Source organism: Methanobrevibacter sp. (assembly GCF_045586545.1).
In the GTDB taxonomy this organism is placed as follows: domain Archaea; phylum Methanobacteriota; class Methanobacteria; order Methanobacteriales; family Methanobacteriaceae; genus Methanocatella.
Map to the genome: position 1 here is coordinate 1 of NZ_JAZNAN010000124.1, position 15,300 is coordinate 15,300.

The following is a 15,300-nucleotide window of genomic DNA, read 5'->3' on the forward strand; positions in this document are numbered from 1 at the left end:
TCATAACTGCATGTTATTTACCATAAATTGATCATTATTTTTTCATACTAGGGGAAAGCAAAACACGTAGCTTTCCTCCCTCCTTTGATTTTTTTAAATTATTATATACTTCTTTTAACTAATTATTAATCATGATTAAGAAAATACCTGTAATCGATTTAAAACAACACCAGGCGGTAAGCGGCAAATCTGGCATGAGAGACACTTATCTGCCATTAAAAACAGTTTTCGCATCATCTGCCAATCCGGTTGAAATAGCTCAGGGATTAAAATTGAATGGTGCAGATGAAATGTATATAGCAGACCTTGATTTGATCGAATCCGTAGGTCATAACATAAACGACGTGAAGATGGCAAATACAATTCTTCCGATAATGTTTGACGGAGGGGTCAAAAACTTAGAAAACTTTGAATTTTTCCTGGATTATGCATTTAAAATCATCATTCCGACCGAAACGCTCGAAAGCATTGAAGAGATGGAAAAGATATTTGCAAAATATCCAAAGGAAAGGATTGTAGTAAGCGTTGATGTCAAAAACAATGAGCTTTTGTCCAAAAATTTTGACATGACTCTGTCTGAGTTTAAGGAAGTTCTGAAAAGGCTTGATCCAAATGAGATTATTCTTCTGGATATCACAGGTGTCGGGACTGAAAAAGGATATAACAAGGAACTCTTGGCTGAATTTGAAGAGCTAAAGGATAAGTTGATTATTGCAGGTGGTTTGAATAAGGACTCTCTTGGTGAATTGGAGTCCATAGGTATAAAAAAAGTATTGATAGGAACTAGCTTACATTCCGGTGAGGTAAAGCTTCTAGACTAGAATGCTTAAAATTACATAAGGTAGTATACAAGCCATTACAAAGAATGCTACGCCTAGTATAAGCTTGCCTTTATCTTCTTCTAGAGATCCAGAAATAATATTAATGATTCCAAAGAATCCGCAGATTACAGGAAGAATATGAGAAAATATTGTTGTTCCAATTATCGCCATTTTTAATCACTACTATAATTTACTTTTTTTAATTATTTAAATATAACTTAATTCTACTTTAATTTTTCTAGATTTGATATTAAATAACTTTTTTATTGGTGATTTTTCAAATTATAAATCATGAGAATTGATACGCATCACCACCATAAAAAGGCAGGCGAAAACCTGGCATTTGTGTTCTTCATGAATTTGACATTCAATGTAATTGTTATTATTGGTGGTTTGGCAACAAACAGTATGGCCATTCTTGCCGATTGCATCCATGATATGGCAGATACCCTATCAATAGCTATAGCCTGGATTTTGGAGCGTGTAGCCCAAAAGGACTCAACCGAGAAATATTCATATGGATATCAGAGGTTTTCAATTCTCGGCGCAATAATAATATCTGTTTTTGTCATTATAATGGCAATCATCATTCTTCAGGAGGCAATTCCCAGATTGTTCTCTCCTGAAAAGGTTGATGCCGGAGGAATGCTCGCAGTTGCCGTTATTGGAATAGTATTCAAGTCACTTTCTGTTTACAGGCTTCATCATGGCGAAACTTTCAATGAAAAAGCGATTTTCTTCCATCAGCTTGGAGATGTTTTCGAATGGGTAGCCATATTGATATTGAGCCTTGTGCTGATGGTTTGGGACGGTGCACCATACCTGGATGCCTTCGTTTCAATTGGAATTGCCTTGTGGCTGATATTCAACCTTGGAAGAAATCTGTACAAATCAATTGAGGTCATTCTTCAAAAGACACCTGATAACTTTGATGTTGAAGAATTCAGGACTTCGATAACTTCAATAGAGGGCGTAGACCAGATTGACGATTTTCATGTATGGTCCCTTGATGGAATCGATTCTGTTTTAACATTGAAGGTAGCTATTGAAAATTCGGACAGGCAAGAGGAAATAAAAAAAGAGATTTATGCAATAGCTTCCAAATATCATATTGTAGACATTACAATTGAATTCGATTGAAAATTTGAAAAGGTAAATATCATGACATTAGTGGTTATTGGGCCGGTAACAGATGATTTGATTGTCATAGGTGATGTTGAATCCCATAAAATCGGTGGGGCAACTTACTTTCAGTCTTTTGTTTTTGAAGAGTTTTACGAAGACTACTTGGCCATTGTTAACTGTTCCAGCAAGGATTTGGTTGAGGATTTTCCAAATATCGATAAAGTCAAAGTCATCTTAAAAGAAGACACTCATTTTTTCATTAACAGATATCCTGATAAAGATGATTTGGATGTTAGGGAGCAATTGAGCAATTTTCCAAATATTCCCATCCTTGAAAGCGATTTGGAAGGAATTCTTCCTGAAAATATCGATGCTTTTGTTTTGAATCCGTTGAATCGTTATGATTTTCCAAAGCAAACTGTTGAATATCTCAAGACTTTTGAGGTTCCTATCTTCATGTCAATTCAGGGTTTTTTGAGAGTTCCGGGTGTTGAAGTTAATGGAAACTATGCAATTAAATTGGATAACTTCGATGAGCTAACAGGCATTTTATCAGGTGCTGATGCAATATTTTTAGATGAGGGAGAAGAAAGCATCATTGGCATGGGTTATGATGTAGATGAAGTCATCATAACTAATGGAAGTCATGGATCTAGAATTGTCGGTGATGATGAAATCAGGATTGAAGCCGTAAAATGTGATAATGTTGTTGATACGACCGGCTGTGGGGACACTTATATGGCAGCATACATTAGTCAAAAATTATCCCACAAATCATCTGTAATTGCAGGAAATTTTGCTTCTTCAATTGCCAGTAAAAAAATAGAAAATATTGGCCCTTATAATTTCAAAAGTTAATTAAATGTAATATTTTACGAGTATTACTTTTTTTAAATATTCATTTTCAATTTTTAATAGATTTTCATTAAATTTACCTTATTTAGAAAACTTTATTAATTAATATAATTATAATTAATTATGTATTTCTAAACTTTTTTAACACTACAAAGGGTCATCATGTTGAATAAATCATCAAATATAATCGAAAAGGAATTTAAGAATTTACGTAGGGAGCTATTAGATTTAACTTTAAGAAACCAGCTTCTTAACTTCAAATCAAGAGCCAAAACCATTACTATAGTAAATCAATCCCCTGTAAATCTTTTCCAGACATTGGTATTGCAGAATGCTAAAATGTATTTTGTAGCCAACAAGAAGGATAAGAAGGAAGACAAGTCCTCAGTCTGGGATCATATTCCATTTGATTTTTCAAAGTTTTCAGAAGGAGACAGAAAGCTTGCTACTGATTTGACCCCTAAAGAGCTTCAAAAAAGATTATATTACATCAATAACCAAGCCAAAACAATGCTTCAGGAGCAAGGTTACAATATCCTGTACTTGGCGGTTGGATTTTTGGAGTGGAAGGACAAATCCAAGCCAAGGCAAAAGAACAAGGCTCCATTGGTTTTGATTCCAGTTGCAATGGAAAGGAAAAAGGTCGGTGAATCATTTAACCTTCAATGGACTGGAGAGGATATTCAAACCAACATTTCACTTAAGGCCAAACTATTGGAAGCAGGCATTGAACTTCCGGATTTCGAATTTAAAAGATACGGTGAAGTCATCGACCATTATCTTGCAAGCGTCAGACGTTCAGTATCACGCATGGACGGATGGAACGTAAACACTGATGTTGCATTAGGATTCTTTAGTTTCACCAAATTCGTAATGTATAATGACTTAAACCCTGAAGCTTGGGCTGATAATGTTGATTTAACTAAAAATGAATTGATTCAAGCTATTTTCAATCCTGCTAAAAACGATCAGGAATCCTTCAATGAGGAGGATATTGATTCCGAACTCGAATACAGAACCATGTATCAGGTATTGGATGCCGATTCATCACAGATTGCAGCGATTCAGGATGTTAAGGCTGGACGCAACCTTGTTGTGGAAGGACCGCCTGGAACAGGTAAGTCACAGACTATCGTAAACCTGATAGCTGAGCTTTTGGCAGAAGGAAAGTCAGTCCTGTTTGTATCAGAAAAGATGGCGGCATTGGATGTCGTAAAAGACAGATTGACCGCTGTTGGATTGGGCAAATTCGTCCTGGAACTGCATTCCCATAAGACCCGAAGGAAAAAGTTCCTTAAGGATTTGCAGAAGGCAACAAATGTAAGGGCTCAGGAGCCTTTGAATATTGATCAGACCATTCGTAAATTGGAAACCTTGCGCCGTCAACTTGATGATTATTCTCAAATTATTCACAAACCTGCCTTTGCAGTTAACCTCTCACCATTCCAGTTGTATGGAATGAAGGAGTCCGCAGATGACCACTTTGCCCGCAAAGACACACTGATGCCACTGGTCAGGTTTGAAAGTCCTGAAAACGTCACTTTAAAAGACTTGGATGACATGAAAATAGCCTTGGAAAACCTGGCTGAACTTTATCAGACAATTTCCAAGGAAAATCCTTGGAGCAAATGTGCTCCAAAAAGCTTACTTCCAGCCGATTTAAGGGAAATTGAAATATTGATTAATGATACCCTGCTTGCTTTGGACAATTTTCTAGTTGAACGTGGAAGGGTCTATGACATTTATGGAATCAAAAAGCCGGACACATTAAATGAGTTTCAAAATTCATTGTCAGCATTTGAAATCATCAAATCCCAAAACGCTGAACTCATTGACGGCTCCATTATAAAGTCCGGAGCATGGAACAACAATAACGACGATGCATTCAGATTGATTAAAGAGCTTGAAAAGTATCAGAAATATGCACCGGCCCTAAACAAATTCAACCAAAGCATTTACCAGGCCGATATTGACAGACTGATATATGAACTGCATCAGCTTTCAAACAAGAAGTTCCGCTTCTTCAACAACAAGCAGCACATTGAACTTGTTGAGATGTATTATGCAGTCCCTGTAACCGGAAGCGCTGAGGATATCATCCGTGAACTGAAACAGGCAAAGGCAATTATCAAAATCAGGAAAAACCTTGAAGCCAATGAGGAGCTTGGACGCAAGTATTATGGAGGATATTGGCATCTGAATGCTGATCCGAATGATTTGAAGGCCATTGCAAAATGGATGCATGAATTCACTGCACTTGTCCGTGATGGAACATTTTCTGAAAGCACAATTGACCTTTTAAGCAAGGATTTATTCGAAATCAACCCTGAAAGAGACCTTGCAGAGTATATTGATTCCGGAGAGGAATTTGTAAAAGTCCTGACAAGGCTTAAGGACAAGTTAAATCCAAGAAGCAAACTAATCTTTAAAAGGGAAACAGGTGATGTGCCATTTGAAGCATGGAAAGAACAGCTGTACAATTGGAGAGGACAACTGTCAAGCCTTCACTTATGGTCCCAATATCTTAATACTAAAAATTCACTCAAAACTTCCAATGCTAAGATGTTTGTAGATTCAATCGAAAAGAGAAACATCAAAAAGGATGATATCGAGGCATTGGTTGAAGGAAACTTTGCAGATTCACTTTTAAATATATTATTCGTTGAAAACCAGGAATTGGCAAGATTCGTTGGTGAGCTTCACGAAAACAGAATTCGTGAATTCAAGGATCTTGACAAAAAGATTCTGGTCTTGAACCGTAAAAGAATTTTCCAAATACTGAACAGCAATATTCCAAAGATATTCGGAGGAACCGAAAACCCGCAGGCAAAAATACTTGCAGGGGAGTTTACAAGAAAAAGCGGGCACATGCCGGTTAGAAAGCTTTTGGAAAAGGCCGGTGGAATGATAAAGCAAATCAAACCTTGCTTTATGATGTCTCCGTTATCCATTGCGCAATATTTGGATCCGACTAATGAGGAACTGCAATTTGACGTGGTCATCTTTGACGAAGCAAGTCAGGTAAAGCCTGAAGATGCATTAGGCGCATTCATGAGAGGTAAGACTGCAGTCGTTATGGGAGATACCCAGCAATTGCCTCCGACTTCATTTTTCGACCAGATGTCAGATGCAGACAGCGATGAGGAAGAGGCAACTTCCCTTGATATGGAAAGTATCCTTCATTTATGCAAGCTGTCATTCCCTGTCAAAATGCTTAAATGGCACTATCGTTCACGACATGAATCATTGATTACAGTATCCAACCGTGAATTTTATGATGATGATTTACTGGTTTATCCGTCCCCATCACATTCGGACCCTGAACTTGGATTGAAATTCCATTACAATCCGAATACTGCATATCACAGGGGAGCTTCATCTGCAAACCCTCTTGAAGCGGAAGATGTTGTGGAAGAGATATTCAATCACTTTGAAAAGTATGGCGATACAAAAAGTTTGGGTGTGGGAACATTCTCCGTTGCTCAAAAGAATGCAATTCTGGAAGCTCTTGAGGTTAAACGTAAGGAACATCCTGAATATGAACCGTTGTTTTCAGACAATAAGGAGGAACGCTTCTTTGTCAAAAACCTTGAAACAATCCAAGGGGATGAAAGGGATGTTATCCTAATTAGTGTTGGTTACGGCTATGACCAGGACAGAAAGATGTCACTCAACTTCGGTCCTCTAAACCAGGATGGTGGTGAAAGAAGGCTCAACGTATTGATTACACGTGCAAGGGAAAAATGTGTAGTATTTTCAAACTTCAAGGCTTATGACATGCATCTGACAGCCAATCCGCCTTATGGTGTAAAGGCGCTTAAGGAATTTTTGGCCTATGCTGAAAACTTGACATTGGGAACTCATGTATCAGAAGCATATTCAAAGGAACCTTTCGAAGATGCAATAGCCAGTTTCCTGGAAGAAAATGGCTATACTGTTGACAGGCAAATCGGATGTGCCGGATTTAGGGTAGATTTGGCTATTGTTGATGATGAAAATCCTGGAAAATACATTTTGGGAATTACTACTGACGGTAAAATGTACGCATCAAGCAAAGTTGCAAGGGACAGGGACAGGCTGCGTGAACAGGTATTGACAGGTCTTGGATGGAAACTTTATCATTTATGGTCTACAGACTGGTATAGAAACAGGGATTTGGGACGTAAAAAACTCTTGGATGCTGTTCAAAAATCAATTAAGCAAACCCGCGCAGAAGAAAAACGCAAATCCGAAGAAGAGAAAAAGTTAGCTGAGAAAAGAAGAGAAGAAGCTGAGAAAAAAGCTGAAGAATTGCGTATTGCCCGTGAAAGGGAAGAAGCCGAAAGAAAAGCTAAAGAGGGAGAAATTGATGCTGAAGCTATTGGCTCTGCAGATTTTGTTGAAGTTGAAAAGGTAGATGATGGAGACATATTGGAAAAGCCGATTGATGTTTCTGAAATCGACCCATCAGAATTTTTTGAAGATGAAATTCCTAAAAACAAATCTAGCACAATAAAAGAGGATTCATCCGAATTTGTTGTTGCGAAACCTGCAGAAGAGGAAATCAAGTTTGAAGAGACTCCTTCCGAGTTTGTAGAACTGGAAGATGAAGACGTTAAGATTGAGGAGACTCCGTCTGAATTTGTTGAGGCTTCAAAAGATGAAGATTCACAGTTCACAGAACCAATTGTTGAAACCTATAATGATGATGAAGAAATAATAATTGAATCACCAGAATCAGAAGATGCCTCTCAAGAGAAGGATGATTCAGATTATGAAGATTCAGAAGTTTGGGAATCAGATGAAGGCGTTTCACCTGAAGATAATGCTGAAGTTTGGGAAAACGAAAAGGATTATTCCGATGAAGAGATTGAAGAAGGAAATTCCATTTCCAAAATGATATCAGATAAGTTCAAATCAGTTTTAAAATCTGATGAAGAAGACATGGAAAATGAAGAGAAAACTTCATTTTTCTCAAATCTCAAGTTTGATAAAGGTTTAGGTAAAAATTCAGATTTGGAAGAAGAATTGGATGACCTTGAAACCCCGTCTGTTGATGGTTTTGACGATGAAGTAGTTTCTAGCGATGAAGCTATTGAAGTAGAGGTTGCAGAGCCTGTTGAGGACATTAACGAGGAAGTGGTTTCAAGTGAAGAAGCTATTGAAGAGGATGTTGAAGAAATAAAACAGACTGCTAAACCTAAAAAAGAACCTAAAGCTCCAAAATTTGCAGATAAAGTTGATTTAGGTTCAGATTATGATTATATTTATGTCGACCACTCACATGATGAAGAGGAATCTGAAAGCGTTAATGAGGATTTCAATGTTGATGATTATGTAACTAAAGAAAGTGTTGAGGATACAAAAGAAGAAGAGTTGACTGAAGAAAACGATGAAGAGGTTTCTCAAGAGATTCCAGAAGAGGAAAAGGTCGATTTGGGATCTGATGAGGATTATATTTATGTTGACCATTCACATGATGATGAACGTGTATTGGATGATGAACCTGTAGAAGAAAGGGAAGATTTCGCCACTCAAGCTGAAGAGGATAATCAAATTAAACAAAAACCTAAAAGAGCCGGTTTTGTAAAATCATTCATTTCCGATGTTCTTGATGGAGAATCCAGGCTTGAAAAAGAAGAAGTCGAAACTCTTAGAGGCGAAATAATTGATGAGGACGAAGTTCCTTTATACAAGCCTGCTCCTAAGGATGATATGGTTGTGGAAGCAGAGATTGTTGATGAGGATGAGGAATTGAATATTTTCACAGATAATTTAGGGGATGATGATATTAGACTTAAAAGGCCAACTCCTAAAATGGATTACACAGAAGGAGAAGAGTTGAATATTTTCACAGATCATTTCAGCAGTGATGAAATTGATGACGATACAATGAATATTGTAGATAATGCCAAAAAAGGCTTCCTTGATGAAATGTTTGAAAATGAAGAGTTAATAAAAGAAATCAATAAGGATAGGGTAGTGGAAAATGAGGTTCCAAATGTTGATAATGTTGTTGTAAATGAATCTCCTGAAGCTGATGAAGTCTTTTCTGGTGATGAAAGGGTTGTCGTAAATGATGTTCCGGAAGTCGATGAAGCATTTGGTGTTGATGATTTAGGAAATGAAATCATGGAGGATATTCGCCAGGATAATGAAGTCGGCATTGAAGAAAATGAAGTTGTTGAAGAAACTCCTGAAAAATTTGATGATATATCTACATCCAAGGATGGAATTACCTATTTCCAAGGTGCAAACGATGTTACAAATCCTTTAAGAAAAAACAACGTATACTATAAGAACGAGCATAGGAACAAATCCTTGAGGGATTCACTTAAGGGAATCAAAAAGGACATGGAGTACATTAACAAATCATTGAATGAAATTGAAAATCCAACCCAGATTGATTATGTCTCCGTAGTTGACAGGACTGAAGAATATGACCCTGCCGATTACCTAAACATGCCTAGCGATGATGATTCTGACAAAATTATAGAAATGGAAGAGGGCTTGACCTTTGCCGAAAGGGAAGAGCGAAGGATTGAAAGAGAACTGCAAGGAGAAACCCTTCAAAAAGAAATGACTGGGGATGAAGAGGTCATTATTCCGGTTCATGAACAGTTCAGAAGGGAAGACCTTAAAGACAAAGCATTGGAAGACATAATATTAAGCGCTAATGAAGATTATAAGGAAATTGAAAAGGCAAGATATCAAAAAGACAATACACTAAAAGCATTTGATGACCAAAAGCTTCCAGGCAAAAGGAAAATTGAAGATGAAATCATTGATTATGTGGAAATTGATGACATTGGAATCCATTCATCAGATGAGCTATACAAACAGCCTATTTCTACTGTAGCCAAATCCGTTAAAGACATTGTTGATATTGAAGGGCCGATTCATGTAAAAGAAGTGAACAATAGAGTTAAGGATGCTTGCCATATTCAAAGGGCAGGTTCCAAATTGAAAAAACGTGTCAATGAAGCAATTGGTGAAGCGGAAAAATCAGGAGATATCATCAGAATTGGAGATTTCCTATATGATGCTTCAAACAATAATGTGGTTATCAGAAGAAGGAATAAACCAAATATCGAGCTGATTTCCGATGAGGAGATAGCCAAAAACATCGAAACAGTATTGCTTCTTAAAAGCAATGTAACAACTTCTCAGGTTGCAAAAGAAGCATCACGCAACTTTGGATTCAAATCAACTTCCAAAAAGACAGCTACAAGAATCAATAGTGTTTTAGATTTAATGATTGCCAATAATCAGGTTAAAATTGAAAATGATATTGTTGAACTTAAATAGGTTTTTCCATGTCAACTAAAGTCAAATCTCCGGATAATCTGCCAAATAAGCCCGGCGTTTACATCATGCGTGATGAAAACGACACCATAATCTATATTGGCAAAGCAAAAAACCTAATTAAAAGGGTTAAATCTTATTTTCGTGAAAAGCTTGACAGGCCAAAAACCCAAATATTGATGAGCCATTTTGACAGCTTGGAGTATATCGTAACCAATTCCGAAAAGGAAGCCTTGATTTTGGAAGCTACATTAATTAAAAAGCATCGTCCAAGATATAATGTTCAGCTTAAGGATGACAAGAGATATCCTTATGTAAAAATCACCGATGAGGAGTTTCCAAGGCTTGTCATAACAAGGAATGTCACAAAAAATGGAGTATATTTTGGTCCCTTTACCGATGTCGGTTCAGTTAAGCAAACCGTCAAGTTCCTAAAATCACTATTCAAAATAAGGACTTGCCGCAATATGAACGGGCCTTGTTTGAATTCGCAGATTGACTTGTGCTATGCCCCTTGTGATGGCAAAATCTCTAAAGAGGACTATAATGAAATCATCAATAAGATTGATCTTTTTTTCCAGGGCAAATATTCGGACATCGTTAAGAATCTGAAAGCTGAAATGATGCAGGCTGCTGAAGCTGAGGAATTTGAAAAGGCAGCTGTTTTAAGAGATCAGATTTCATCAATCGAAGAGATTATGGAAAAGCAGTTTGTCGATTTGGTCGATGACGATTTGGACCAGGACGTAATAGCTCTTGCTTCGGGGGAAAATGAGGTTGTCGTTATTATAATGCCTATAAGAAACGGCAAGATTGTCGGACGTGACGATTTTTTAATGAGCGCATCACAATATGATTCACCATCTGAAGTCATGTTTGCGTTTATCCAACAGTATTATGGCTATAACAGGCATGTTCCAAAGCAAATTCTTTTGGATGAAGATATTGATGAGAAGGAATTGCTTGAGGATTGGCTAAGTGATTTGAGGGGAAATAAGGTTAAGATTAAGGTTCCTCAAAAAGGCGTTAAGTTAAGGTTGGTTAAAATGGCAAAGAAAAATGCCGAAATCATCAAGCATCAAAAGAAATCTATGGAAGATGCTTTAGTGGAGCTTAAGAAATACCTTAAACTTGAAAGGTTGCCTCATGTGATTGAAGGATATGACATCAGTAACATTTCTGGCAAGTTTGCTGTCGGCTCAAAGGTATCCTTTAAAGATGGAAAACCAAATAAGAGAAAATATAAGCATTTCAGGATGGAAACCCCTGGACCAAACGATTTTGCAATGATGGAGGAATTACTGACTCGGAGATTGAAATTAATAGAATCCGACCCCGAACCAGACCTGATAGTCATTGATGGGGGAAAAGGGCAGCTCGGAATGGCATGCGGAGTTTTAGAAAAATTAAATCTCACACATATTCCAATCATTGGCCTTGCAAAGGAATTTGAAGAGATTTTTATTCCTAATTCTTCTCGTCCAATTATTATTCCTAAAAACAATAAGGCATTGCACTTGCTTCAGCAAGTTAGGGATGAATCACATCGCTTTGCAATAACCTATCATAGAAAACTCCGCAGTAAGGATATTTCAGCCTCTTCGCTTGATGATATTGTTGGAATTGGTAAAAAAAGGAAGATTGCTCTTTTAAAAGAATTTGGAAGTATAGATAACATTAAAAAGGCATCTGTTGAGCAATTATCAAAAATAGACGGCATGAATCAAAAAACGGCTGAAAATGTTTATAATTATTATCACTAATGTTATATCTTTTTTTAGAAAAAATAACTAATTTTCCATTAACTTTAAATATAAGTATATTTATAAATGATTTTATATAGTAAAATCGAAGGGTTGTATTTATGGTAAAATGTCCGCGGTGTGGATATGAAAATCCGTCCACGGCCGTATATTGTAATAATTGTGCTTACCGTCTTTCCGACTCTGATGGGAAGCGAATAAGCTATACTAGGCGAAAAACTTCTTGGAATATGGGCTTAGGTAAAAAAATTGTAATAGTGCTTGGAATTATTGTTATAGCCTTTTTATTATTTTCTTTTGTATATAACAGTACTCAACCGGCAAATAATGATACATTAAATGTTATTACTGATGATGGAAGCATTCATCAAACTTCTTCTTATCCTTACACAGCAGTCATCCAATACAATGGCAGTTGGTATGCTCAAATGGGCGATCCTAATTATTTAGTAACAGAATCAGGATACATGCCAGATTCTTTTGTTTTAGATTGTGCAGCTTGGGATAGGGTAGCTATTGATGCTCATAAAGATGATTATGGTGAAGGTGAACTCAAAGTTCAACTTTTAAGAAATGGTGAAGTTGTAGCTGAAAATTCAACTAACGAGTCATATGGCAGGGTCGTAATCAACTATAATTATTGAAGTTATCCTAGCTGATTAATCTTTGCCTGCAACAATTCAATCAGTTCATCAGTCTTATATAGTCTGATTTCCTTTTCATCATCTTCAAAGATTTGGATAAATTTAATGAGGTCATTGCATAGCTGGTCATATTGGATATTCAAGGTGTTATAGTTATTCATGAGTGCAACTAATTTGTCCTGTTCTAATTTGGCGTTGTCTCTCAATATTCTTTCAATGTTAACGAAATGAGTTTCAATCATTAGTTTTTCTTCTTCTAAGCTATTTCTATATTCTTTAATTTTATCTTCGCTGGCCATGATAATCACTTGATTTTAATTATAACTATTAACATATAAATAGTTTCAAAAATATAAATGTCTATGAATAAAAGGGGCATAGATAATGATAAAAGTTGATAATGTAAGTAAAGATTATGAATTAGATGACGGAACTAAGGTAACTGCTCTTAAGGATGTTAGTTTTGAAGTTGAAGAAGGCGAAATTTTAGGAATCATGGGTAAAAGTGGTTCTGGTAAGACTACATTGCTGAGAGCCCTTAGAGGTGTTGAACACATTGATGAAGGAAGCATCACTGTAGGGGATGTTACAGTCACTTCCAAATCTTCCCAATTCTATTATAATGAACTCAAAAAGGAAACTGCAATTCACCTTCAAAGGTCATTCGGTATCTGGCCGGATACAGTGCGCGAAAATGTCTTAAGAAAGCTATATGCACGTGAATACTTTGATGAAGGAGATACCAATTTTGAACTTGCCGACAGTGAATTCGGTGATGAGGCCGATGAGCTTTTGGAGCTTGTTTCTTTAACCCATAAGAAAGACCACTACGCATCCGTATTGAGTGGTGGTGAAAAACAAAGACTCATCATGGCAAGGCAACTTGCAAAACGACCTAAAGCTTTACTTCTTGATGAACCTGCAACCATGGCATGCCCTAAAACAAAACAAGAAATATTGGATGCAGTTAAAAAAATCAATAAAGAATTGAATATTACTGTTATCATTGTATCTCACTTGCCGGATATCCAAAAATACCTGGCCGATAGAGTAATTTTACTGGAAGACGGTGAAATTGCCGATGAAGGTTCAGCTGAGGAAATCTGCGATAAGTTTATGGAAGGCATGGATGATATTGTCGATATCAAAAACGTTGCAACCGATGAAGACCTCATTCAGGTAAATGATATTTATAAGAGATTCTATTTATTGACCGGTGGAGAAGTACTTCAAATCGAAGATGTAAACTTCACTGTTCAAAAAGAGAATATATTGAGTATAATAGGTCCTAGTGGTGCTGGTAAAACTGTTCTTTTAAGGATGCTTGGCGGACTGGAAGACCCTGACAAGGGAGAGGTATTATACAAGGTTGATGATGAATGGAACGACATCGATATTCCTGGAATTGGACGTATGAAAATCAGATCCAAATTGGGTTTCATGCACCAGGAATTTGCATTGAGCCATTATGCAACCGTATTGAATCAGTTAGCTACCAGATTAGGTTATAAGAATCAGGACATTATTAAGGAAGCACAGGAAAGGGCTAAAAGGATTGGTCTCAGTGAAGAATTGTTGGATTCATTTTACTTGCTTACCGATTTGCCTGAAATGGAAGCCAGAGACCGTCTTAAAAGAGTCGGTCTGGATGCAGATATTTTAGATGACCTCTTCCCGCATTTCCCTGAAACCGCAACCAAGGAAGCGGTAGCCGATATCTTTGAAAGCCTTGATTTGGACATGGACATCCTGCATAGGAAATCCTATGAATTGTCTGGAGGTCAAAAGGTACGTGTAATGCTTGCATTGATTTTAGTCTCAAGACCTAAATTCCTGCTTTTGGATGAACCGTTTGGAGATTTGGACCCTGTTACTTTAAGGGATGTTACCAATGCATTAAAAACAATTTCCAAAGAATATGGAATTACCATTGTAATGATTTCACATAACACTGACTTCATTAAGGAACTGTCAAATAGGGCAGTATTTATGGATGATGGTAAAATTATCGACGATAGTGAAGACATTGACCAGATTGTAGATAATTTCATTGACTTCTGTCATGCAGATTACCTAAAAGGAGATTAGGAAATGTTTGATGTAATTGCCGTTCCTGTTGACGGATCTGATTATAGCTATCAAGCAGCCGATGTAGCGATTGAAATCGCTCAAAAGTTCGGCTCTAAAATTGCAGCAGTCCATGTTTTGGAGGAATTCTCTTTCAGCAGCTATGATGAGGAAGAAGATTCAGGAGATGCAATTTTAGCAAAGATTACTAAGAAAGCTGGTGAAGTGGGTGTGGATGTTACCGAGCATTTGCTCACTGCTGACCCGTTAAGGGACATGAAGTTCATTGTTGACCAGACTGGCGCTGATTTGGTTGTTATTCATGCACATGGAGCAAATAACAATAGATTTGTATCTTTCGATGAGAATAGTGTCTCAGACACTCAGGTGGGTTCAGTTGCCGAAAGGCTTTTGAGAACTTGTGAAGTCCCAGTATTATTGGTTAAATAATACTTTAAATATTTATTTTTTCTTATTTCATTGATTTAATAACTATTTTTTACTATACTTTTAAATATAATAAAAAACTTAGTATTTATAACATAAACTGTTTAATATTAAAGGAGATATTTTATGATTGTTAAAGATTGGTGCTCATATTGTGGTGAGTGCGCTGGAGTTTGTCCAAGAAACTTAATTCAAGTAAGAGAGTATTCATTAGTGTTTAATGAAGATGACTGTAAAGATTGTGATACATGCATTAAAGCATGTCCTATTGATGCATTAGAAAGAGAGGAATGA

General features: G+C 36.7%; 11 protein-coding genes. 9 read left to right on the top strand and 2 right to left on the bottom strand.

All coding sequences use genetic code 11. From position 1 onward, the window contains the following. The first annotated feature begins 131 nt into the window (after window positions 1–131). Window positions 132–821: a HisA/HisF family protein gene (locus ACKI3D_RS09270; RefSeq protein WP_407393943.1), complete on the top strand. Its 690-nt coding sequence runs from the start codon at window positions 132–134 to the stop codon at window positions 819–821. Here the strand turns inward: ACKI3D_RS09270 and ACKI3D_RS09275 are convergent. Further along, complete coding sequence (locus ACKI3D_RS09275) at window positions 813–992, bottom strand: hypothetical protein (protein WP_407393945.1); 180 nt, start codon at window positions 990–992, stop codon at window positions 813–815. The two genes, ACKI3D_RS09270 and ACKI3D_RS09275, sit on opposite strands and share 9 nt — an antisense overlap. 120 nt (window positions 993–1,112) lie before the next feature. Here ACKI3D_RS09275 and ACKI3D_RS09280 point away from each other — a divergent pair, with 120 nt between their 5' ends. From ACKI3D_RS09280 to ACKI3D_RS09300, 5 genes are all read left to right on the top strand, one after another. Then, complete coding sequence (locus tag ACKI3D_RS09280; RefSeq protein ID WP_407393947.1) at window positions 1,113–1,961, top strand: cation diffusion facilitator family transporter; 849 nt, start codon at window positions 1,113–1,115, stop codon at window positions 1,959–1,961. A 21-nt stretch (window positions 1,962–1,982) separates the two neighbouring features. Then, window positions 1,983–2,804 (top strand): PfkB family carbohydrate kinase, encoded by an 822-nt coding sequence (locus ACKI3D_RS09285; protein ID WP_407393949.1) that lies wholly within the window; start codon window positions 1,983–1,985, stop codon window positions 2,802–2,804. 159 nt (window positions 2,805–2,963) lie between these two features. Then, window positions 2,964–10,088: a DUF3320 domain-containing protein gene (locus tag ACKI3D_RS09290; RefSeq protein WP_407393951.1), complete on the top strand. Its 7,125-nt coding sequence runs from the start codon at window positions 2,964–2,966 to the stop codon at window positions 10,086–10,088. A gap of 8 nt (window positions 10,089–10,096) precedes the next feature. Continuing rightward, window positions 10,097–11,848 (top strand): excinuclease ABC subunit UvrC, encoded by a 1,752-nt coding sequence (uvrC, locus tag ACKI3D_RS09295; protein ID WP_407393953.1) that lies wholly within the window; start codon window positions 10,097–10,099, stop codon window positions 11,846–11,848. 101 nt (window positions 11,849–11,949) lie between these two features. Beyond that, a complete protein-coding gene (locus ACKI3D_RS09300) occupies window positions 11,950–12,492 on the top strand; it encodes a zinc-ribbon domain-containing protein (protein WP_407393955.1) in 543 nt (180 codons plus the stop codon). A 2-nt stretch (window positions 12,493–12,494) separates the two neighbouring features. Here ACKI3D_RS09300 and ACKI3D_RS09305 read toward each other — a convergent pair whose 3' ends face one another. Next, entirely contained in the window at window positions 12,495–12,791 is a 297-nt protein-coding gene (locus tag ACKI3D_RS09305) for a hypothetical protein (RefSeq protein ID WP_407393957.1), read from the bottom strand. Window positions 12,792–12,876: 85 nt separating this feature from the next. Between ACKI3D_RS09305 and ACKI3D_RS09310 the strand changes: the two genes are divergently transcribed. From ACKI3D_RS09310 to ACKI3D_RS09320, 3 genes are all read left to right on the top strand, one after another. Beyond that, the gene (locus tag ACKI3D_RS09310) at window positions 12,877–14,580 is read left to right on the top strand and encodes an ATP-binding cassette domain-containing protein (protein WP_407393959.1); all 1,704 of its coding nucleotides are present in this window, start codon (window positions 12,877–12,879) and stop codon (window positions 14,578–14,580) included. Between the two features lie 3 nt (window positions 14,581–14,583). Beyond that, a complete protein-coding gene (locus ACKI3D_RS09315; RefSeq protein WP_407393961.1) occupies window positions 14,584–15,009 on the top strand; it encodes a universal stress protein in 426 nt (141 codons plus the stop codon). A 123-nt stretch (window positions 15,010–15,132) separates the two neighbouring features. Continuing rightward, on the top strand, window positions 15,133–15,300 hold the full coding sequence (locus ACKI3D_RS09320; protein WP_407393963.1) for a 4Fe-4S binding protein: 168 nt from the start codon (window positions 15,133–15,135) through the stop codon (window positions 15,298–15,300).

Excerpts from the sequence above, each read along its gene's own strand:
- ACKI3D_RS09270 (WP_407393943.1), top strand. The coding sequence starts at position 132 with ATGATTAAGAAAATACCTGTAATCGATTTAAAACAACACCAGGCGGTA.
- ACKI3D_RS09275 (WP_407393945.1), bottom strand. The coding sequence starts at position 992 with ATGGCGATAATTGGAACAACAATATTTTCTCATATTCTTCCTGTAATC.
- ACKI3D_RS09280 (WP_407393947.1), top strand. The coding sequence starts at position 1,113 with ATGAGAATTGATACGCATCACCACCATAAAAAGGCAGGCGAAAACCTG.
- ACKI3D_RS09285 (WP_407393949.1), top strand. The coding sequence starts at position 1,983 with ATGACATTAGTGGTTATTGGGCCGGTAACAGATGATTTGATTGTCATA.
- ACKI3D_RS09290 (WP_407393951.1), top strand. The coding sequence starts at position 2,964 with ATGTTGAATAAATCATCAAATATAATCGAAAAGGAATTTAAGAATTTA.
- uvrC (WP_407393953.1), top strand. The coding sequence starts at position 10,097 with ATGTCAACTAAAGTCAAATCTCCGGATAATCTGCCAAATAAGCCCGGC.
- ACKI3D_RS09300 (WP_407393955.1), top strand. The coding sequence starts at position 11,950 with ATGGTAAAATGTCCGCGGTGTGGATATGAAAATCCGTCCACGGCCGTA.
- ACKI3D_RS09305 (WP_407393957.1), bottom strand. The coding sequence starts at position 12,791 with ATGGCCAGCGAAGATAAAATTAAAGAATATAGAAATAGCTTAGAAGAA.
- ACKI3D_RS09310 (WP_407393959.1), top strand. The coding sequence starts at position 12,877 with ATGATAAAAGTTGATAATGTAAGTAAAGATTATGAATTAGATGACGGA.
- ACKI3D_RS09315 (WP_407393961.1), top strand. The coding sequence starts at position 14,584 with ATGTTTGATGTAATTGCCGTTCCTGTTGACGGATCTGATTATAGCTAT.
- ACKI3D_RS09320 (WP_407393963.1), top strand. The coding sequence starts at position 15,133 with ATGATTGTTAAAGATTGGTGCTCATATTGTGGTGAGTGCGCTGGAGTT.